The 22,451-nt window shown below is 53.6% G+C and carries 16 protein-coding genes; 13 read left to right on the top strand and 3 right to left on the bottom strand.

Annotated features, from left to right (window positions below; genetic code table 11):
• The first annotated feature begins 110 nt into the window (after positions 1-110).
• Positions 111-920: an alkaline phytoceramidase gene (locus BLO43_RS13840; protein WP_254773482.1), complete on the top strand. Its 810-nt coding sequence runs from the start codon at positions 111-113 to the stop codon at positions 918-920.
• 57 nt (positions 921-977) lie between these two features.
• Positions 978-1,364 carry a group II truncated hemoglobin gene (locus tag BLO43_RS13835; protein WP_090907574.1) on the top strand — a complete coding sequence of 129 codons (387 nt, stop codon included), beginning with the start codon at positions 978-980 and terminating at the stop codon, positions 1,362-1,364.
• Between the two features lie 181 nt (positions 1,365-1,545).
• On the opposite strand, the gene BLO43_RS13830 is transcribed toward BLO43_RS13835, so the two are convergent.
• A complete protein-coding gene (locus BLO43_RS13830; protein ID WP_090907573.1) occupies positions 1,546-2,937 on the bottom strand; it encodes a DEAD/DEAH box helicase in 1,392 nt (463 codons plus the stop codon).
• Between the two features lie 494 nt (positions 2,938-3,431).
• Positions 3,432-5,279, bottom strand: a complete 1,848-nt coding sequence (ftsH, locus tag BLO43_RS13825) for an ATP-dependent zinc metalloprotease FtsH (protein WP_090907572.1) — start codon at positions 5,277-5,279, stop codon at positions 3,432-3,434.
• A gap of 209 nt (positions 5,280-5,488) precedes the next feature.
• Here ftsH and BLO43_RS13820 point away from each other — a divergent pair, with 209 nt between their 5' ends.
• From BLO43_RS13820 to BLO43_RS13795, 6 genes are all read left to right on the top strand, one after another.
• The gene (locus BLO43_RS13820; RefSeq protein WP_090907571.1) at positions 5,489-6,124 is read left to right on the top strand and encodes a paraquat-inducible protein A; all 636 of its coding nucleotides are present in this window, start codon (positions 5,489-5,491) and stop codon (positions 6,122-6,124) included.
• 16 nt (positions 6,125-6,140) lie between these two features.
• Positions 6,141-6,806 (top strand): paraquat-inducible protein A, encoded by a 666-nt coding sequence (locus BLO43_RS13815; protein WP_175443972.1) that lies wholly within the window; start codon positions 6,141-6,143, stop codon positions 6,804-6,806.
• Positions 6,803-8,524 (top strand): PqiB family protein, encoded by a 1,722-nt coding sequence (locus tag BLO43_RS13810; protein ID WP_090907569.1) that lies wholly within the window; start codon positions 6,803-6,805, stop codon positions 8,522-8,524. Before BLO43_RS13815 ends, BLO43_RS13810 begins: the two co-directional genes overlap by 4 nt.
• Entirely contained in the window at positions 8,521-9,177 is a 657-nt protein-coding gene (locus BLO43_RS13805; RefSeq protein WP_090907568.1) for a PqiC family protein, read from the top strand. Before BLO43_RS13810 ends, BLO43_RS13805 begins: the two co-directional genes overlap by 4 nt.
• A gap of 535 nt (positions 9,178-9,712) precedes the next feature.
• On the top strand, positions 9,713-10,486 hold the full coding sequence (locus BLO43_RS13800) for an MlaA family lipoprotein (RefSeq protein WP_254773481.1): 774 nt from the start codon (positions 9,713-9,715) through the stop codon (positions 10,484-10,486).
• Positions 10,487-10,735: 249 nt separating this feature from the next.
• The gene (locus BLO43_RS13795) at positions 10,736-12,571 is read left to right on the top strand and encodes an autotransporter assembly complex protein TamA (protein ID WP_254773480.1); all 1,836 of its coding nucleotides are present in this window, start codon (positions 10,736-10,738) and stop codon (positions 12,569-12,571) included.
• Positions 12,572-12,633: 62 nt separating this feature from the next.
• Here BLO43_RS13795 and BLO43_RS13790 read toward each other — a convergent pair whose 3' ends face one another.
• Positions 12,634-13,728: a tellurite resistance/C4-dicarboxylate transporter family protein gene (locus tag BLO43_RS13790; protein ID WP_090907565.1), complete on the bottom strand. Its 1,095-nt coding sequence runs from the start codon at positions 13,726-13,728 to the stop codon at positions 12,634-12,636.
• A gap of 128 nt (positions 13,729-13,856) precedes the next feature.
• On the opposite strand from BLO43_RS13790, the gene BLO43_RS13785 reads away from it, so the two are divergent.
• The 5 genes from BLO43_RS13785 to BLO43_RS13760 all read left to right on the top strand — a co-directional run.
• The gene (locus tag BLO43_RS13785; protein ID WP_175443969.1) at positions 13,857-17,930 is read left to right on the top strand and encodes a translocation/assembly module TamB domain-containing protein; all 4,074 of its coding nucleotides are present in this window, start codon (positions 13,857-13,859) and stop codon (positions 17,928-17,930) included.
• 661 nt (positions 17,931-18,591) lie between these two features.
• A complete protein-coding gene (locus BLO43_RS13780; protein ID WP_090907563.1) occupies positions 18,592-19,314 on the top strand; it encodes a flagellar brake protein in 723 nt (240 codons plus the stop codon).
• A 157-nt stretch (positions 19,315-19,471) separates the two neighbouring features.
• A complete protein-coding gene (locus tag BLO43_RS13775; protein ID WP_090907562.1) occupies positions 19,472-20,089 on the top strand; it encodes a TetR/AcrR family transcriptional regulator in 618 nt (205 codons plus the stop codon).
• A 55-nt stretch (positions 20,090-20,144) separates the two neighbouring features.
• The gene (locus tag BLO43_RS13770) at positions 20,145-21,248 is read left to right on the top strand and encodes a metal-dependent hydrolase (protein ID WP_090907561.1); all 1,104 of its coding nucleotides are present in this window, start codon (positions 20,145-20,147) and stop codon (positions 21,246-21,248) included.
• A gap of 546 nt (positions 21,249-21,794) precedes the next feature.
• Positions 21,795-22,451 (top strand): cytochrome c oxidase subunit II (locus BLO43_RS13760; protein ID WP_254773486.1); only part of this gene is annotated, 657 nt, incomplete at its 3' end.

Here is a 22,451-nt window from a genome sequence, read left to right as displayed (position 1 = left end):
CTCCTTACCCAGTTTCGTTACGATACCTCAGTGTTGGCGTAAGAAGCAGGTAATTCATGTGAAACCAGGGTCCGTTACATGCGACACAACGATTGGCTTTATGGTTTTATATGAATACCAGGCGCAGGTTGTGGATATTGGGCATTCTTTCGGCGAGTATGTTGCTGGCCGCTGTGATTGCTCCAGCGATTCCCCAGCCTGCGGAATATCACCAATTTGCAGACCGGCGTATTTATTTCGATATTCCGAATTTTTTCAATGTTGCTTCCAATGCTGTCTTTCTGCTTGTTGGGGTAGCAGGTCTGGTGTTTCTACTGTGCTTGCGCGGATCGATGGCTTCGGAAGCATTTGCCGATCTGTCCGAACGCTGGTCTTACCTGGTTTTTTTCCTGAGCGTGGCGATGACGTGCATCGGTTCAATCTATTATCATCTGGCGCCCGATAATGACCGGCTGGTTTGGGATCGGCTGCCTATAGCGATGGGCATCATGGCATTGCTTGCTGCAACGCTCAATGAGCGCGTCAGTCCAAGAATGGGTGTGCCGCTACTGCCTGTTCTGATTGCGATTGGAGCCGGAAGCGTGATGCACTGGCATTGGAGCGAGCAGCGGGGTGCCGGCAATCTGAACTTTTATATTGTTGTGCAGTTCTATTCATTGCTGGTCATTATTCTGCTCGGCATTTTCTTCCCGTCGCGATATACCCGGGGAGCCGATATATACATGGCGCTTGCATTGTATGGCTGCGCCAAACTGGCGGAAGCGGGGGATCGCGAAATCTATGATCTCGGGCAGGTGGTAAGCGGTCATACGATAAAGCATTTACTTGCCGCGCTGGCTATTTACTGGATATTGCGTATGCTGACAAAACGCAGGCCATTGCCGGAAAGAATGGGGAGATTCGGGTCCCACACCGTTTAGTTATTGTGCTTAGTTGCCGCCTGTAGTGACCGCACGTGAACAATCAAGGAGAGTCGAATGCATATTGCGATGTCATATGAACGGATAGGTGGAGAAGCCGTTATACGCCGCCTGGTGGATCGCTTTTACGATCTGATGGATGAAGATCCAGACTATTTCGGTGTACGCAAACTTCATCCGCAGGATTTAACTCACTCCCGGCAGAAGCTGTTCATGTTTCTATCCGGCTTTACGGGCGGACCATCGCTGTACACCGAGAAATATGGCGAGCCTCGCATGCGTACCCGCCATATGCCTTTTGCGATCGGTATTCCGGAGCGCGATCAATGGTTATCGTGCATGGGTCGCGCGATGGTGGATGTCGGACTGGATGAAGAATTATGCAAGAAACTCGCCATGGCGTTTTATCAGACAGCGGATTTCATGCGTAACCAGCCGGAGTAGGAAAGATAACCAAGGACTTCCCCGGTCATCTCTCGTTTTCGAAATGATGTTTTTGTAGAAAGGCGAACGCCATGCCTGTTGTCTCAATAGCGATGGGTCGCGCTTCACTTCACCCATCCTACCCGGCGTTGGCTACCCAACTAGCTCGGACTTGCCGAGCCAGTTGCATCAACAGAGATGCTTATTTGCTTCTGAAATAGGGACTTGGAGCGCCGCTGTTCCCGAATGGTTGGCTGCGGGTGTTTCCCCCGGCATTGCCCCGTGTGTTTTCCCGATTATCGTTAAACGAACGGCTACGGCTATTATCCCAATTTCCATTGGCGTTATTAGCGCTACTGGTGGGGCGTCCACTATCGTTTGCCCAGGTACGGTTACGTTTATGGGCGACGCTGGGCGTACCCCTGGATGGGCCGCCCGTAGCGGGACGTGGCTTGAATCGCGGCTCCAGCCCAGGTATTACGTGAGAGTCGATCCGCTGGCCTGTAAAGCGTTCGATTTTCTTCAGATTGACGCCATCCTTACCTGAAGCAAACGATACCGCGATTCCCGATGCACCCGCGCGGCCGGTACGGCCAATGCGATGTACATAGTCTTCGGCAAATTTCGGCAGATCGAAATTGATCACATGGGTAATGCCGACCACGTCGATTCCCCGTGCGGCGACATCAGTCGCTACCAGCACCCGCAGCCCGCCATGACGAAGCTTGGTCAGCGTGCGGGTACGATCGCGCTGGTTCATGTCGCCGTGCAATGCGGCGGCTTCATGCCCCTGGGCGGAAAGATTGTCCGCCAGCATATCGGCGTCGCGCTTGGTGGCTGTGAAAACAATGGCCTGTTTCAACGTGATATCGCGCAGTAGATGATCCAGCAGCCGGTTCTTGTGCGAAATGTCATCAACATAATGCAGCCGTTGTTCGATGTTATCGAGCCGTGCCTGTTGCGTTGCGATCTGGATACGCTTGGGCGATTTCAGCAGACGCGCCGCAACCCTGTCTATCGCACTGTCCAGTGTGGCGGAGAATAGCAAGGTTTGGCGGGTCGCGGGCGTGGCCGAAGCAATTCTCTCCACGTCATCGATGAAGCCCATGTCGAGCATGCGGTCAGCTTCATCCAGTACCATCATTTCCAGGCGCGAAAAATCGATGCGTCCGCGCTGAATGTGATCAATCAAACGGCCAGGCGTTGCGACAAGAATATCCACGGGCTGCGAAAGCAATTTATTCTGTAGCGGATATGGCATTCCACCGAGGATGCTCACGACTCTGACGCGAGGCAGATGCTTGCCATATTTGGCGGCAGCTTCAGATACCTGAAGCGCGAGTTCCCGTGTCGGGGTCAATACCAGTACCCGCGGGCCGCGGCTGTGTACTTTGGAAGGCGTTGCGAGGCGGTGCAATGCCGGCAGCATGAATGCGGCGGTTTTGCCGGTGCCAGTCTGGGCCGAGGCCATGATATCGTGCCCCGCGATCAGTTCAGGGATGGCTTCCGCCTGAACAGGAGTAGGCGTAGTGTAGCCCGAGTCGATAACAGCTTTAAGAATAAGTGGATGCAGATTAAGATTTTCAAAAGACACGTTGTTTTTCCTATTAAGTGAAAAATATGGTGCGCCCCATAAGTTCTCAGTGCGGTGACGAGCTCAAAGCATGAATATTGCTCAAAATTTTCCGCTTGCATTATTGATATGCAGCACAAAAATTTCTTTGCAAACATCCGCGTCGCGAATTGCAGCCGCTTCGCGCTTTGTCTTGCCTGGAGCTCTGAATTTATAGAAGCGCCCTAACGCGCGCGAACAGAATATAGCTGCCGGAGATTAATGGGCAGGGTACCGCTGGCGCGCACATAAAACATCGCCGCTAACCACGGTACCGCACAATTTCCGTTGGAGACTTGAAAATCGAAGAGAGGTCAGGAACGATGAACCGAAAAAAAGGCAAAAAGACGTAAGAGCCTTTTCATCGAAGCGCGAAGTATACAGGAACCAGGGTCTGTTTAGAAATTATTTTTTTAAATAGAAACGGCGGCAAAGCGGCAGAGTAACCGCAATATCCATACGCGTTTATACAAACGCTATGCCGCTGGCGGGGACAAAGGTTCGGCGGGGCCGCTGACAATCTCTCGCTTTAACGCCTCGATCTGAGGCTGGTTCAGCGTCTCGGTCTTTAGCAACTCATCCGCAGCGCGGTCAAGCAGAGCGCGATTAAGCTGTAGTATGGCAACAGCACGCTCCAGCGCATGATCCACGAGTTCACGCACAGCGGCGTCGACAGCATTCGCAGTTTCGTCGCTGTAGTCCCGGCTTTGTGGTATTGGCATGCCGGTTTGGAGGTACGCCGAGCGGTCGCGATCGTAGGCGACATTGCCCAGGGCGTCGCTCATCCCATAGCGTAATACCATGGCGCGCGCGAGGTCGGTGGCACGGGCAATATCATCCGATGCGCCTGTCGAAACCTCATTGAACACCACATGCTCAGCCGCACGTCCGCCCAACAGTACAGCCATTTTGTTTTCCAGCTCTACTCGTCTCATCAGAAACCGGTCTTCGGTCGGACGCTGGATCGTGTAGCCGAGGGCGCCGACGCCGCGCGGGATGATGGAAACCTTATGTACCTCGTCGGTACCCGGCAACGCCAGCGCAACCAGGGTATGTCCCAGCTCATGGAATGCGACCACACGGCGTTCAACCGGATTAAGCAGACGGTTTCGTTTTTCAAGTCCGGCGACGATGCGCTCAATGGCATTATTGAAGTCATCCATTGTTACCGACGTGCCTCTGCGCCGGGTGGCGAGCAGCGCCGCCTCGTTGACCAGATTTGCAAGATCCGCGCCGGTGAAGCCCGGCGTCAATGCCGCGATTTGTTCCGGCTTCACATCGGTATCGAGTTTTACCTTTTTCAGGTGCACAACCAGAATTTGTTCACGGCCCACTTTGTCCGGCCGATCCACCAGCACCTGGCGGTCGAACCTTCCGGCACGCAACAACGCCGGATCGAGGATCTCCGGCCGGTTGGTTGCGGCGAGCAATACAACCCCACTTTTTGCATCGAAACCATCGAGTTCGGCCAATAGCTGGTTCAGCGTTTGCTCCTTTTCGTCGTGTCCGCCGAGTCCATAGGCACCGCGAGCCCGCCCGAGCGAATCCAGTTCATCGATAAAAATGATTGCCGGGGCCATCTGGCGTGCTTGTTCGAACAAATCGCGTACCCTGGCTGCGCCGACGCCGACGAACATCTCGACAAACTCCGAGCCGGAAATCGAAAAGAACGGAACACTTGCCTCGCCCGCAACGGCACGTGCCAATAGGGTCTTGCCGGTACCCGGCGGGCCAACCAGCAGGATTCCTTTTGGCGCCCGCCCACCGAGGCGGCTATACCCTTCCGTGTCCTTCAGAAAATTGACGATTTCGATCAGTTCTTCCTTCGCCTCATCGACACCGGCCACGTCGGCAAAGGTGACCTTGGTTTCTTTCTCCACGAATACCTTGGCGCGGCTCTTGCCGATCGACATCAGTCCGCCGCCGCTAATGCCGCCTTGGCTCATGCGGCGGATGATAAATAGCCAAATCCCGATGAAGACCGCCATCGGCAGCAGCCAGGACAACAGATCGCGGCCCCAGGTACTTTGGATTATCCCGGTATAAATCACGTTATGCTTATCCAGCTTATCGGCCAGCTCGGGTTCCACCCGTGTGGTGACGAAATCCTTTAATCCGTCGGCACCTTTCTCTTTGAGCGATCCGTAAATGTGATTCTCGGTCACTGCAATCTCGGCGATCTTGTCCTGCTCCAGCAATGTATGAAAGCGGCTATAGGGGATCGGCTCCACCTTCGTATATTGCTTATAAAGGTTCTGCACCACCAGAACGCCGAGTACCGCCACGATTACGTACCAGACGTTGATTTGGGTTTTCTTGTCCATCGGGTTTTCCTTGTTGTGCCCAGTTATTAAAGACAGTTCGGAAAGCGATTTGTTTCAGTATGGCACACGCCAGGAACAGGTATAGACGGGCGGACGCCACGTATAAAAGGGAGAATCACACTACCATCAAGCGGAGCTCATTATTTTCCAGCAAAATATGAATCTTGATATATTATTAACATTATTCGCTACGCAAATAATGAAAAAACATGCAGGAAGTAACCGACCTGATTGCCTGTGAAGAATGCGATGCGATTCACCGCAAGTTAGCGCTGGGTCACAACGAGGTCACGCTTTGCGGTCGTTGTGGCGCCGCGCTGGAACAGGATATGAGCGTTCACAGTCGGCGCGCCCTTCCATTGGCGATCGCCTGCTTGCTTATGTTTATTGTCGCCAATGCTTTCCCTATCGTTGAAATGCAATTCCAGGGTAATGTCAACCGGACCACGATCATCGGTGCGGTTCTGTCCTTGAACGCCGAAGGAATGCCTGGCGTAGCGCTACTGGTGCTCTTTACCATCATTCTATTTCCATTGCTGCAGCTTCTTGCCATGATGTATTTGCTTATTGCAGCGAAAAGACCTGATTATTTCCACCCCGAATTCAATTTCGTGGCGCGCATGGTTCAAGTGGTAAGGCCATGGGCAATGGTGGAAGTATTTCTTCTTGGCACGATTGTGGCGTATGTTAAATTGACGAGTATGGCAACGGTGGTGCCTGGTACGGCGCTCTTGGCATTTGGCGTCCTTACCGTCCTTCTTGCGGCACTGGTGTCATTTAATCCTCGTTATATCTGGCGGATGGCGCTGCAGGAGAAGGGGAGGAAACAAGATGCCGGCAAGTAGCGCCGCCCCATCGGCCATGGATGCTCCGGAGGTTGCATCATCCACAAACAAAGCGCCTGTTAAGACGGCGGCGGAGTTGGGCATGTTGTCATGTCATTATTGCGGCACTTTGTGGAGAAACGTTAAAGCCCATGACCATTGCGGGCGTTGCGACGCAGTTCTGCACATGCGGAAGCCCGATAGTGTTAACCGGACGTGGGCATATCTCATTGCTGCCTGCATTATGTATATCCCTGCAAACCTGCTGCCGGTCATGATTACCTCCTCCATAGCGGGAGATCATCCGGACACCATCATGAGCGGCATCATTTATTTCTGGGTTTCCGGCTCCTGGGAATTAGCAATGATTATTTTTATTGCCAGCTTTCTGGTGCCCTTATTCAAGCTGGTGGCCTTGATGCTTCTATTGATCATGGTGCAGCGGCGCAGCAACTGGCGCCTCTTGCAACGAGCAAAGCTTTATCGTCTGGTTGAAGTAACCGGCCGTTGGTCAATGCTGGATGTTTACGTCGTCGCGCTTCTGGCCGGGCTCGTCCAGATCAAGGGTTTCGCCACGATATACGCTGGACTAGGCATTGCCGCTTTCGCGCTGGTAGTGGCGTTGACCATGTTCGCGGCGCACAGCTTTGATCCCCGTTTGACTTGGGACACTAATGAACACGAATCAAGGAAATCCGCATGAGCGAAGAAAAAGTAGAAGAACCGGCTGAAGGATCGATTCCTGTGCCTGAGAAGGTGCGGAAGCGGGACTGGATGCCCTCATTAATCTGGCTGATTCCCATACTTGCCGCAGTAGTTGGTATTTCACTCGCGGTCCAGACGTGGCTACAGCGCGGCCCCGAGATTACTATCGAGTTCCGCTCCGCTGAAGGACTGGAAGCGGGCAAGACCAAGGTCAAATATAAAGAAGTCCAGATCGGTAGCGTGACAGCAGTCAAGCTTGCCAAGGATCATGACCGGGTCCTGGTGACCGTGCTCTTGAACAAGGAAGCAGAGAACTTTGCTGCGCGCGATAGCCGTTTCTGGGTGGTGCGTGCCAGAATGGGGAGTGGGGGTGTATCCGGACTGAACACCCTGCTATCCGGCGGTTATATTGGGGCCGATGCGGGTATTGAAAAGGAGAAAGCACACAAGTTCACCGGCCTGGAGATACCCCCAATCGTTACGCGAGACGCGTCTGGCAAGCAGTTTGTTTTACGCGCGGCCGATATTGGCTCGCTGGATGTCGGTTCGCCGATCTATTTTCGCCGCATGGAAGTTGGGAAGGTAAGCTCGTTTGATCTGGATGACGACGGAAAAAATATTACCATGCGTATATTTGTTAACTCTCCCTATGATAAATTTGTCGGGGCCAATACGCGCTTCTGGCACGCCAGCGGTGTTGAGGTGAAATTAAGTGCCAGCGGCATTGCCGTCAATACGCAATCATTGATGACTATTTTGATGGGTGGTCTTGCGTTTCAAGCGCCAGACGACAATATGGGGCCTTCCGCCAAGGAGAATACTTCCTTTGTCCTGGCGAAAGACCAGGCTGAAGCGTTAAAAGACGATGATGGCGAAGCAAAAACCGTATTACTTTATTTCAAGCAATCGGTGCGTGGTCTGACGCCGGGGGCTGAAGTAAATTTCCGCGGGCTGGTACTAGGTCAGGTTAAATCCATAGGCATGGAGTATGATCGCGAGCGGAAGGAATTCAACATGCCGGTGCTGGTGGAAATTTATCCGGCGCGTATCGGACGGAAGTATATCCAAGCTCGAGACGAAGAAAAGATCACGCCGCAACAGCGGTTGCACTTCCTGATCAAACGCGGCCTGGCGGCGCAATTGCGAACTGGCAGTCTTATTACCGGCCAGCTTTATGTTGCTCTTGATTTTTTCCCCGAGATCGCCGCGGCAAAAAAAGCTGCTTCCAAAAATGAGACCGCCACAAAAGCTCCGCCCGCAGATGCTGCGCCCGCAGATGCTGCGCCCAAAGATGCTTTGCCCACGGATGCTCCACCCACATTACTTCTATTGCCCACTGTCCCCGGTAACGTTGAGCAGATTCAGGCACAGGTTGCGGAGCTGGCGCGGAAGTTTAATAAAATACCTTTCGATCAGATTGGCGACGAGTTAAACGCTTCGTTAAAAGAGCTTAAGCACACGCTGAACAGCACCGGACAGCTGGCGCAAAGATTAAACAACGATGTGGCGCCCGAAATGGCCGTGGCGTTGAAGGACGTGAGCAAAACTTTGAATGAGACGGAGCGTATATTGTCGGGAGATTCTCCCCTGGTGCAGGATTTACGTCAGACCCTGCAGGAATTATCGCGGGCGGCTGCTTCCTTGCGAATCTTGACAGACTATTTCGAGCTTCATCCTGAAGCGGTAATCCGCGGCAAGCAAAAGGATAAACAATGAAACCATTGACACCCGGCATATTTTACATGATGGGAGCATTATTGGCCGCTGGCTGCGCATCGGTTCCGGATACGCGGTTTTATACGCTCTCGGCTCCGTCCAAGCAATCGGAACTGAAGGATGTGTCGGAGGGTTCGCGCGCACCGATTCATATTGAAGTAATGCCGGTCAACGTGCCGGAACGGCTCGCCCGCCCGCAACTGGTTGTGCACTCCCGGGGTTCAGGGCAGGAAACGCAGCTTTTCATCCTGGAACAGGATCGCTGGTCATCGCATTTCAACAAGGAACTGCGTGATGCATTCGCCGCCGGCATTGCTGATCAAATCGGAGCGGTAAACGAGGCACGCGCGGCCCGTAAACCCGATCAGCCGGTGTACCGTATTGCGATTGAGCTTAATCAGTTTGACGCAGTAGTGGGCGATAAGGTGGCGGCAAGGTTCAACTGGGCAATTACGCGTTCTACCGATGGCCGCGGCGCTGTATGTTACGCGGTGATTTCAGAGCCGGTTAGTGGGGGTATCGAGGGCGTGGTTAAAGGTGTGCAACGCGCGGTTTCGAGTGTGGTCGTGGAGGTATCGAAGAATCTGATGGAACTGGAGTCAGGCCGCGCCGTGACCTGCGTACCGCAGAGAAAAGTTGATGATATCTATTAGGGCCTGTTAACACTTATTTCGCATCCGCGTTTTTTGTGTAGCAACGCGAAGGGACGGGACGGATTTCATCCAGCCCGTCGTTACTCGCCGCTTACGGAGGCCTGCTCCGCCGCGCGGCTCATGCCTCGTGCTGGATGAAATCCGTCGCCGTCGCGGGTGCGAAATAAGTGTTAACAGGCCCTAGCTTATAGATCAGTTGGATGGAGAGGGCCGGATTAGACTAAATCCGGCTCAAGCGGGATTTTCTCAAGGTCCTGCGCCAGCTTATCTCTTTGTCTTGATTCCACTCGTAACAAATCCTTTCTTTCGCGAAGTGTGGAGAATACCGCTGGGGCCGATTTTTTAGGCCCCTACCGTTGAATACCGTATTTGTACCAACAGGTGTGACCTTATCCCCCGGCGGCGGTTTGCTGCTTATGGTGAACCAATTTCCAGAATGTACTCATCACCTTAATCGTTTATACTTCGGGGAACAAACGCCATCGCTGGTAGATGCCACATATATCGATATCATAATCTTATTCATTCACTGATCATGAGACATAACCATCCGAGCACTGTCCTGGTACTGATGTGCATAATGCTGTGTGGTGGTTGCGCCACCACGCGGCCGCACGACCAAAGCACAGATCCGATCGACCCCTATGAGAATATCAATCGCAAATCCTATACGTTCACGGATGTGATCGATCGGAGGATTGTGGCGCCGGTTGCTGATGCCTATATCGATTACGTGCCTAACCGTATGCAGCGCATCGTCGGAAATTTTTATGACAATCTGGCATATCCGAATGTGGTCCTGAATAGTTTTTTGCAAGGCAAGGTACGTCAAGGATTCCAGGATACGCTGCGTTTTGTGGTCAATTCGACCATCGGTATGGCTGGATTCTTCGATATGGCTTCCCCCATGGGTCTGCCGCAGCATAACGAAGACTTCGGACAGACGCTGGGTGTGTGGGGTATTGAAGCAAAAACCTATTTGTTTATTCCCTTGCTTGGGCCTAGTAGCAACCGTGATGTACCAGGCATTCCCGTCAGTGTATTTACGAATGGGCTCTTTTATTTCGGTACTTATGTGATTGGAGCTCCCGTCACGGTGCCGCTTTCCATTCTTGGAATTATCGACAAGCGGGCGCGGCTAACCGGCCCAATGCGGATCCGCGACGATGCCGCGGTAGAGCCCTACCTGTTTGTGCGGGACGCTTACCTGCAGCAGCGCAAGCATTTGATATATGACGGGAACCCGCCACGTGAGGCCTACGAAGATCCAGCAATGCAGGATGAACTTCCTGGCAAGCTGGTGCGCTGAAGCGCGGTTTCCATCTTCTCCTGTTTCGCCCGGTTGCATTGACGGGTGTAGCTAGGTATTATCCAGTGGGTGCGTTCAGCGGATCCCGTCGGCTATAGCAACGACAGCCACATTCACTTTTGATCCCAATATCCCTTTTGCAGGCACGTTGCTTGCACGCACTTTCGAATCCACGCATTTCGTTAGCATAGCTGTTGCGCGGTTATGCGGAATTCCATTTGACTGTGGCCGGGAACATTCCGCAACGTTGTGGATCATTGTTTCCACGGCATCAACCCTCACTTTGCCATGTCTCTCGCCGAATATTTCACTTATCTTTCTCCGACGCGAATAGGGATTTCAGCTCTCCTCCCGGCACTCATTTTTTTTACGCTGGGGAGTGGTGCGGTCGAGGCACATGAGGTGCAGCCATCCGAAGCCAAAAACAATTCACCACCTGTCATTATTTCCGCCCCGGAATCGTTGCGGAATTTGCTGAAGACTCATTTCCAGTTGCCTGCTGAACCGATGATGGATGACATTGCCCGAGCCACTTTCATGCGCCGGGCGCGGCAGGAGATAAGCGAACTCCTTGCTACCGAAGGTTATTTCATACCCACGATAACATTGCAATCCACTCCGGATGAAACCCTGGTGCTGGAGGTCACGCCGGGGCCGCGCGCGTTGATTACCGAAGTCCGTATCGAATTCAAGGGAGATCTTGCAGTCGACGCGCCCGAGCGGCGCGCACGCATTGAAAGTTTGCGGGCCGCTTGGCCTCTGCATGTGGGTGATCCGTTCCGCTCGCCGGTCTGGGAAGAAGCCAAAGCGGCATTAATATCCAGTGTGTCGCGGGACGACTACGCCGCGGCAGTGATTGACGAGAGTAAGGCGGAGGTGGACCCTGTCTCCGCCCGCGTCCGGCTGTTGGTAATAGTAGACTCCGGGCCTGTTTTCCACTATGGAAATATCGTGATCAAGGGACTTAATCGCTACGATCCGAAGCTGGTTAACAATCTTGCCCCGTTCAAAGCCGGTGACCCTTACCGACGGGATCAGCTACAAGCTTTCCAGACAAAACTGCAGAACCTGGCTCAATTCGGTTCGGCTCTGGTCAGTGTTGAACCGGATGTGGCAGCACATCAAGCGGCGCCGGTGGAGGTGACGTTGTCGGAGACGCAGTCGCAGCGCATATCGTTTGGCGGAGGCTACAGCTCCAATACCGGGGCACGTGGAGAAATCAATTACGGTAATCACAATTTTCTGGGCAGGGCATTGCGATTCAGCAGCCTGTTGCGCCTGGAGCAGAAACGTCAGTCAGTAGCCGTGGCGGTGGACAGTTTGCCAAATCGAGCGGGTCGCTGGTTTTCCGTGGGTGCGGGCATCGATCGAACTACCATTGAGGACTTGGACACCTTGCGCGAGAAAGTTGCTTTGAACCGTAACCAGCTTGTGGGGAAGACCGAAAGCCGAATCGGAATCAATTGGCAACGGGAAGACCGGGACCCCAAAGGCGGATTGCACCAGACCAATCAAACGCTGGTATTGGATGGGCAATTGCGCTACCGCTCGGTGGATGATGCGTTGTTTCCGCGCGATGGCAGCGTGATAGAAGTGCGCATCGGTGGCGGCAGCAAGCAATTGTTGTCTGATCAGAGTTTTCTGCGTACTTACTATCGCCATCAGTATTGGTACCCAGTGGGTAAGCGCGATGTGTTATTTTTGCGTGGTGAGGCGGGATATACTTTTGCCGACTCGCGTTTCGGCATTCCACAGGAATATTTGTTTCGCGCCGGGGGCATACAGTCTGTGCGCGGCTATGACTTTCAAAGCCTGGGTGTGCAGGAAGGCCAGGCCATCGTGGGCGGCACGGCGATGGTTAGCGGGACCATCGAGTATAATCACTGGCTCACGCGCGAATGGGGCGCCGCCGTATTTACCGATGCCGGGGACGCCGCCGATAGTCTGCATCGCCTGCATCTCGCCGTTGGTTATGGCGGCGGAATTCGCTGGCGTAGCCCGGTTGGGCCGCTGGCACTGGATCTCGCTCGAGGTCAGAGAGATGGCAAATTGCGGCTGCACTTTTCGATTGCCGTGGCATTCTGATGATGGTAATGCTGAATGGGCCAAGAGGCGAGCGCAGCGACGATTATCACATCCGAAGTCAGTCAACGTAACGATATGACAGAACGTACGGTGCCAATCAATGTCAGAGACCAGATCAGCAGCGCAAACCAGCCCCAATATTGGGGAATGATTCCAAGTGATGCGGAACCTGTGGCTTTCGCCAGGGAGAGCGTACAGGCGGTGTACATTCCTATGGGAAAGACTCTGCTCCATGAGGAAGGGTCATAGAAATAATGTCGCCTGCCGAATGCCAGCCGCGACCATGGAAAGGTTTTAATCCATAACGGTACCCGACCCGCGACGTTAACGGTGGTGAGTTGCCGGATATCCATGAAAACTTGATAGGGAATCCATGATGTTCCAATGACCCATGCAAGAATCGTTATCCACAGCGTAATCTCCCGAATATCTTCCCATTCCGGTACAGCGGGCATATGCATGACAAACTCCGAACCCGTCAGGGTAATGATTGCCGGCGCCCCCATGCAGATCCAGTAAGGGGCTTCCCAATCTCCAGGTTCAAGGGGTTTAAAAAAGAGGCGATCAATTATCAATGGAACGATGAACAGGTATAGAGCGAATCCGGAGGCCCAGAATATCCATGCGGCAAAGTAGGCATACGCGGCATGTATGGCTGTTGCGTCCAGCAGGCGCAGCCCCAGCAGAGCTATGGAGACTGTGCTGACAATAATCAGCAGCGTGGCACCGTTCATCATTTTCCGCACGGTTTTCTTCCGCATGAGGATGAGACCGGAAAGAATGAAATAGATACATATGATCCAGCTGATCAGTGCGATAAGCCATAGTAAACTTGCTAGAGCGGTGGCATGCTGAAATATGACAAGCTGCGTTCCGATTGTATTGGTGCCCACCACAAACGTCAGGTAAAGCCATGCCCGCGGAAAGATTCTGAGATCCGCAATTATATTCGAGCGGAAAAGTAACAGGCGTGCAGCCAGGATGGTGCATAGAATCGAATAAAAGACCAGATTCAGCAGAAAAAGAATTTTTGCTATGTAGGAGAAAGCCATCGCTTCAAAAGCGATGGATACAATGCTGGTAGCCATCACCATCGCAAAATAGACGGGGTGAAAATCTTTTATACCGTTGCTGATAATAGTACCGAGCTGCCTCATGCCTGGGAATCCACACTGATAGGCAATCTCGCAGCATGTCATGCGAATTGCGGCTTGCCTTTCGATTGCGCTGACATTCTACTGTTATGCCAAACTTGTTAAACGGAAATCAGGCAAAAAAGTTTGCCATGAAAAAGCGGCGATGGCGGTGGCCCGCATTATTGCTCGCCGCCATCATCATTCTATCCTCAGGCATCAGCGTCTGGCTATCAACCACCCCATCCGGTCTCAGATCGTTGGGGTCGGCAATATCTCATCTTAGCGCAGGCAGCCTATCGTTTGAAGGGTTGGATGGTACGTTATCCGGTTCGTTTAGTATGCGTACCATACGCTTTGCGAGTGACGATCTGCTTGTCATTGCACGGGATGTGCAATTGAACTGGCAACCGGGTGCGTTAAAGGAAGGCCGTCTGGATATAACGGCGCTGACAGCCAGGAAGGTGGAGATCGTTGCGTTACCTTCTACCGAGCCAAAATCTCTGCCCGTAAGCCTGGAATCATCTTTTGCGCTATCTTTGCACAAGCTTGATATTGGTACGCTTCGCGTAACGCATGGGGAAGGCGGTACGCCGGATTTCAAGGCGACAGAGTTGGCGGCACAACTGGAAAGCGATGGCCGCAGGCACCGCTTGTCCAATCTGCGCGCTGACCTTGAATTTGGTGGATTGACGGCATCGGGGCAGATAGATGGGAACAGACCCTTCGATCTGAACATTCAAGCTGAACTTGCCGGGCGCGCCGGACTTGGTATTGCGGGTGTTGAATTGCCGGAAATGCCGGGCGCGCGTATTTCCGCCGCTATTACCGGCAACCTGGAACAACTCGATATCAGGATGAATGCCATAGGAGGAGCTGATGCTGGGTTGACGGGAGGAGGTGAAGCGCTGCTGCGGCCTTACGCCCCGATTTTGGTTGCCGCGCTACGGTTATCGCTGCATGGCCTCGACCCCCATGTATTTTCACCCGACGCCCCTAAAGCCAGCCTCTCATTACAAGCTGATTTACATGAAACCAGTGCCGGGCGGCTGGAAGGCGGCATGGCGATCGAGAACGCCGAACCCGCGCCGCTCGACCATGGGGGTCTGCCACTGCTCCAGGTAAGCGCGCAGACAATACTCTCCGCGGAATTACTTCAGTTCAACGCATTGACGTTGGCCGTGGCCGGTGGCGGTACGGTTTCGGGAAATCTGCTCTGGCGGCCTGTGGAGGCGGCGGGAACGGCGGATCTTGCCGTCAGCCGGATTGATCCCGTCAGGTTGGATACCCGCTTGCGCGCTGCCAATCTGAGCGGCGTGATAAAACTCAGCGGGAACACACAGACGCAGCAAGGTATTCTGACGCTCAGCGACAAAGCGCTGAGCATGGATATCGTTATCGCCAAGGCAGGCAGTACATTGACGCTGGACAAGATGCATCTCAAACATGGCCGATCGGCGCTTACCGGGCATGGCAAGCTGGGACTGGACGAACGGCAGCCGTTCGTGTTCGAGGGCAGACTCCAGCACTTTGATTTATCGGTCTTTGCACAGACGCCGCGCAGCAGCCTCAACTCCACAATCGAACTGGCGGGCGAACTGATGCCAGAGACATCTGGTACGATACGCTTCAATATGAGCAACAGCCAGGTGGCGGGGCAGTCCGTTAGCGGCGATGGCCGGGTCGTATTCGCAGATCTCGATCCGGCTAGTCCGGCTACGGCCAGGGCTTCGGGGAAAATTGAACTATGGCTTGGCGCCAACCGTCTGCTTGCGCAAGGCGGTTTCGGCCGCAAGGGTGACCGGCTGCAATTAGAATTGGCCGCACCTGCCCTTGCGCAAATCGGGCATGGATTCAGTGGTTCCCTGATGACCAGGGCTACACTGGAAAGCCGTTCTACAAACGGTGAGCCTGAGTGGCCGGATATGATCGTTAGCGCCGAAGGACGCGATCTTGTTCTTCCGGGCAATCACTCTCTGGCCAGCTTTATGGTTGACGGCAATTCGCATGGTGACGCCATTTCGCTAAAAATTAAAGCGGTGGACTATAAGACGGAAGCGGCAACCCGCTTGCGAAGTCTGCAACTGGGAGTAGAGGGCAGTAGAGCGCGGCACAAACTATGGACAGCAGCCCGTCTGGACGACGATCTGAACCTGACTCTGCGAGCTGCTGGAGGATTGAAAATACCGCCGCAGACAGGAGGGAAAGGATCGAAGGGGAAAAAGGGACAAGGCGGGAAGGAATGGAAAGATACTGCATGGCTAGGGGAGATATCGGAACTGGCCATGACTGGCGGATTACCCTTTCATTTAACACGGGCCGCCTCGCTGGAGGCTGGCAGGGAACGCATTTCGCTCGGTATGGCAGAGTTAGTCGTTGCTGGAGGCGGCGTGCAGTTCAGTGGAACCGAATGGACGCCTCAGCAATGGCTCAGCCGTGGCAAGTTCAGCGGCATCGGGTTGCGCCCCGGCGGGCTGGCTAGAATGGATGAGAATGAAAAAAATGGTAAAGTGCTGCGCCTGGGTGGTGAATGGGACATTGCATCCACCACGCAGTTGACAGGCAGCCTCAGGGTTACGCGCGAAAGCGGCGATTGGATTTTGCCGGGAAACATGTCGTTCTCGCCACTGGGTTTGCAAGCCCTTCAGCTTTCCGCTCATGCAGGCGGCGGAAGCCTAACGGCGCAACTGAACGCACAAGGCGAACGGCTGGGCATGGTGAATGCCAACGTCTCCGCGCCGCTAGCCAGATCCACGAGTTCCAGCCTGAATTGGACCGTATTGCCCAGTGCGCCCCTTACCGGACGGATATCCGCCGATATGGGCGATATGTCATGGCTGGGGCCCCTTGTCAATAACAACCTGAGAAGCGGTGGCCAGGTTGCCTTGCAGGCGGAGGTGACCGGCACTCTCGGCAAGCCGCGTCTAAAAGGACAAATACGAGGCGATGATCTTGTATTGGCACTTCTGGATCAGGGCATGCGGCTTGAGCAAGGAAAACTGGCGGCACGTTTCGATGAAGAGTCATTGCATATGGATGTTCTGAGTTTTGTCGCACCGCATGCACCGCCTCCCGCCGACCGTTTGCTTAAAAACGTGAAAACTTCCATCAATCCGAGCGGTTCCCGTGCATCTGGCATCATGAACCTTCTGGGTGAGTACGGCATCCTGGATGACACGGCGCGACATAAACCGCCCTCCGTCGATGATATGCCCAAAAGTCTGGCGCTTCCAACAGGTCCGGGTAGTCTCCAGGCATCGGGCACCTTGAACTTCATGGGCGAGCAGGGTGATCTGGAGTTCACGGCGAGCCGCCTGCCCCTGGCTCAGCGGGCGGACCGCTGGATTATCGTATCGGGAGGCGGGCGCGCCCGTCTTGAAAAAAACGTGCTGACTCTGAATGGGAATCTGCTGGCGGATGCCGGTTTGATCGCTCAGCCAGAGGCCGGCCGCCCGCAACTGCCAGATGACGTCATCGTCATGGGGAGAGAACCTGCCACCCGGCAAGCGCCACGGATCAGGCTTGAGGCAACCCTTGATCTGGGCGAGCAGTTCTATATACGCGCTTCGGGTTTGGAAGGCCGGTTGGCTGGCCAACTGCGCGTGCACGGTGAGCCAGGTCAACAATTGCGCACTACCGGTACAATCACTGCTCGCAACGCGAATTTTGAAGCGTATGGTCAGCGCCTGATGGTGGAGCGCGGCATCGTAAGTTTCCAGGGGCCAATCGACGATCCCGGAATGAACGTGCTGGCGGTGCGTACGGGGTTACCGGTGGAAGCGGGTGTCGAAGTGACTGGCAGCGTGCGCCGGCCCCGGGTGCGGCTGGTCTCCACGCCGGCCGTTTCGGATCTGGAGAAACTTTCGTGGATCACGCTGGGCCGTGCCCCTGAAGGAAAGGCCGATGCATCGCTGTTAATGACTGCGGCCAATGCCATTCTGGGTGGTCAATCCGGCGGTGTCACGGATAAAATCGCCCAGGCGCTGGGTGTGGATGAATTATCCATACGACAGGCGCGACCCATGGGTGGAGATGTATTGATGGGTCAGATCGGCACCGTCGGCAAGCGCCTTTCGAACCGAGCCTATATCAGCTATGAGCAGGCATTAACGGCGGTGGCCGGAGTGACCAAGCTCGTCTATAGCCTGACCTCCCGTATTACGGTTGTCACTAGGGCGGGTATTGATAACGCGATCGATGTGCTTTATACAATGCGGTTTGATTGAGCGCTAAGACTCTGTTCGTTTTACAGGCGCAGTTCAAGAAAAGCCGATGCGCCGGACAAGTTAAAGCCGCAAGCGCATCGGCTAATTAAGTTATTAGTTCCGACTTCTGTATGCTGTAGTCAGAAGATATTCCTTGCCACGGGTCCTACGCAAGGTTGTAGGATCGGTTTCATTCGTGCCGTCCATCCTTCGACAGAAAGAACCAAAGGCCGACCGCCGCTACACCTACTACGAGAATCGCCAATTCCATGATTATCTCCTTTAAGGATTGAGATGCTCAAGAATATGACTCATTTGATGACCATCTACCAACGTTGCACTTCTCAGTCCAGTCAGCAAACGCCTTCAAAAACATCTCCATTACTGTCTAAAAAACGTCACCTGCGAACAATATATAACACGTCCGCAAAAATTTGACTCGCACTAATATAAAAAGTTCTTACCCTGATTGAAAATCTTCAAAATCCATCCTCGATCAGTCGTTTTTTCGCTTTGATTCTTCAGATCCGGCCATCTGCCAGCTCTGGGTATTTCACCAGACCTTGTTAGAGACGATACTTTTTATCTGATGGGACTCAATCAAACATGAAGAATCACTATAATTGACGCTGGAATTGGAAAAATAATAGCCATACAATCTGATTAAGCAAGCTGATGGATCATGTTGGAACAGAATGACGACGAAAAGTATCGCATTTATTCAGAGGCTGGGATTCTCTCGATTCTGCGGTCCATGATGCGGAATAATTCCCTGGTGACGTGTAATGTTGGTCACAGTGACAGTCATATTTTGACGACAGTTATCGATGTTGATGCGGAGCAGGGTGAAATGGTGCTGGATTACGGTGCCGATGAGATCGTCAACCAGCAGGCGCTGAAGGCCAATGAACTGGATGCCGTCGCATTTCCGGACCATGTGAAGATTCAGTTCGTTTGCGAGGGGATCGAGAAAATCCAGTTTGAAGGACACGCCGCCTTCCTTACCCGGATTCCGGAAACGCTATTGCGTATACAAAGAAGGGAGTTTTACCGCGTCGACACCCCGAGAGCCATGCCCATCAAGTGCGTGATACCATTGCCGGAGGGACGCATTCCGGCCGCCATCGAAGTTATTCTGCATGATATAAGCTGTGGCGGCATGGCGGTGATCGGCGCTCAATCCAGTCTCAATTTTGAGACGGGCGCCATCCACCACGACTGCCTGGTCGTGTTGCCTGAGATTGGTACGGCCAAGGTCAATCTCCAGGTACAGGATGTTTCAGAAATTCCCCATGGAAACGGCCAGCGCGCCCGGTGTGTCTATGTTGATCCGCAGGAGAGTGTGCTGTCCATGATCCAGCGTTATATCAACAAGCTGGAATTGGAGCGAAGGCGAAAGCAGTAATTTTTCATTTGATGCTTTTATGCACTGCCTCGCGTCCATAGATCCCAGCTCTTCAGGCTATCGGTATTGATAACGTCCCCGATGTCCTTTACACTTTGCATTACGACTGAGCTAAAGCATTTTCCTTCTTCTGAATCAATCACTCATCGGAGGAAACATGGCAACAATTGATCAGATTGTTGACGCCGCGGTTGAGCTGGGGGAGCAGGGATCGTGGGAGGCTGTGCGCTTGCACGACGTGGCGGTCACGCTGGGGATTACCCTGGACGATGTACGCGCGCATTTCCGCGAGAAGGAAGACATTGTTGATGCCTGGTTTGAGCGTGCCGATAGCGCCATGCTCAAAGCCGCACAAGCTTCCGATTTTTGCTATCTGACGCCGCGTCAGCGTTTGCACCGTTTGATCATGACATGGCTTGGCGCACTTCATCCTTACCGCAAAACAACCCGGCAGATGATCTACGGAAAATTGGAACCGGGACATATCCATATCCAGGTACCCGGACTGATGCGCGTCAGCCGCACTGTACAGTGGATGCGTGAGGCCGCCAGCCGGGATGCGACCTATGTCCGGCGCGCACTTGAAGAAACCGGCCTGACGACAATTTACCTGGCGGCATTTTTTCACTGGATGAATGATAATTCACCGGGTTCGACCAAAACCAGCCGGTTTCTTGAAGGGTGTCTCGCCATCGCTGAAAACCTGGATCGTAGGGTATTCAGGCGGCATGCAACTACGGAAAGTACGGGCGAAAAAGCGCCACAGGGTATTTGAGCCGGTACTCTGGTATTTTCCACCGTCCTTTCCTCCTTGTAATTCCGCAGGTGGCATGGATACTCTGACCCATGCGTTAAGCGGTGCTTTGCTGGCGCGTGCAACCGCACCGGCAACACCGGGTCCCGGTGCGCTGACAACGCGGGCACGTATGACAGTGGGGTTCGTGGCGGCCGCATTTCCCGACAGCGATATTGTATTGCGCCTGTTTGGCGCGCTTCCGTATCTTGATCTGCACCGGGGTGTCACCCACTCGATTATCCTGCTTCCCGCATGGGCGTTGCTGTTAGCCTGGCTATTTTCACGGTTTTCGCGTCAACGCTATTCCTGGCGGGCAATATACGGCACCGCCGCCCTGGGTATCGCCATCCATATCGCGGGCGATGTTTTTACCGCATATGGCACAATGGTGCTGGCGCCTTTTTCCTATCATCGTTTCGCTCTTCCTTTCACATTTATCATCGACCCGTACTTTACGGGCATTATTGTGATTGGCCTGGCGGCGGCCATGCTCAGACGCCAAAGGCGGTATCCCGCCATCATTGCCATGACGCTTCTGGGGGGCTACGTCGGATTTCAGGGAGTTCTCCATTCCCAGGCCATCAAGGTGGGAGAAACTTACGTCGAAACCCATGGACTGGGAGGAGCGGGGGCCGAGGTTCATGCCATTCCTCAACCCCTGTCGCCTTTCAATTGGAAGATCATCGTCAGCAGTGGGGACGACTATTACGAAGCACTGGTCAATTTGTGGCGCACCCACACGAGTTCACCCAATCCACCAAGCGGAATATCAGGCATATGGGGAAGGATCGCCTCAAGCTATCAACCGGTTTCAGCGGCAACGTGGGTACACCACCGACGATTTGGTGTAACAGAATCTCAAAATATGCTTGCGCGTGAAGCCTGGAGCCAGGAGATTTTTACCCGCTACCGCCAGTTTGTGATGTTCCCTTTTCTCGATCGAATAGAATCCGCCGGAAGCGGTGTGTGCGTGTGGTTTCTTGATCTGCGCTTTACTACCCCTTCCCTGCCGCCGTCTTTAGGATTCGGGGTATGCCGGGATGGTGTCGCAGGCCCCTGGCGGCTGGGACACGCAACTGGTGCTTTCGGGACTGATACGATTTCCGAGCTCTTGGGAATGAAGAGGGAAGGAGATTAACTGCCGTACATCAAAATGTCTGAAGGAGCAGAATCTTTAAGTATGTCTATGCAGAACGGATAAAGTGTAGTCCCGTCTGAATCCACGTATAACACGATATATCAACTCTCTTATTATTAATCCGGTAAGCAAATAGTACTACTGGCGGAAGCGGGTATCCAGCGGCGGTTAAAGCAGATCATAATTGGTTTGGTCTGGATTCCAGGTCAAGCCTGGAATGACGAAACTCATAATATTTCCCCACCGAATAAGTCACAAACGATAGCATTTCTCTCACCCGTATCGATTACCAGTAACAGGTTAGCAGCCAGTGACATGCTGTGTTGCCACTGTTGCTGCGCCGATATAGCGGCCATACAAACCGTAGCACGCCCCCGGCCGGCTTCTTCATAAAATAAATCCCCTTTCTGAAAGCTGCACAAAAGTTGATATTTATCAAGGTTTCCTCGCGTGGCGCGTCATACGATTCGATACCGGATAAGAAAATCTGATTATCTTCAATGTTCATCTGACCACGGAATGAATAATCGCGAATCAAGTGAGGAAATTATGAGTAAGGTAACAGCGATGCTGGCAGGAGTCCTGGCACTCGCCATGTATTCCGGACTCGGAATGGCGGCGGCGGACTCTTGGCAGTTAAACCTGCCCGAGCCGCAGACGATCATCGCCAGGCAGATCTATGATCAGCATATGCTGGCCTTGTGGATATGCCTGGCGATCTTTATCGGCGTATTTGGCACCATGTTTTATTCGGTGCTCAAGCACCGCAAGGACGCAGGGCACAAAGCCGCAAACTTCCATCACAGCACCACGGTCGAGATCATCTGGACCATCATCCCGTTCTTCATTCTGATTGGCATGGCTTATCCGGCCACCAAGACCATCATCGCCATGAAGGACACCTCCAGCCCGGACATCACCATCAAGACGACTGGCTACCAGTGGAAATGGGGGTACGACTACATTACAGGCGAGGGGGAAGGCATCAGCTTCCTGAGTGCGTTGTCCACTCCCCGTGCGCAGCAGGAGAACAAGGAAGCCAAGGGCGAGAACTACCTGCTGGAAGTGGATAACCCGCTGGTGGTGCCGACAGGCAAGAAGATACGGGTACTGCTCACCGCCAACGACGTGATCCACGCCTGGTGGGTTCCGGCATTAGGAGCCAAGCAGGACGCCATTCCCGGTTTCATCCGCGACACCTGG

It is taken from the genome of Nitrosospira sp. Nsp13, assembly GCF_900101945.1.
GTDB lineage: Bacteria > Pseudomonadota > Gammaproteobacteria > Burkholderiales > Nitrosomonadaceae > Nitrosospira > Nitrosospira multiformis_D.
The sequence above is the reverse complement of the archived record's forward strand: the minus strand, read 5'-3'. Positions and strand labels throughout refer to the sequence as shown.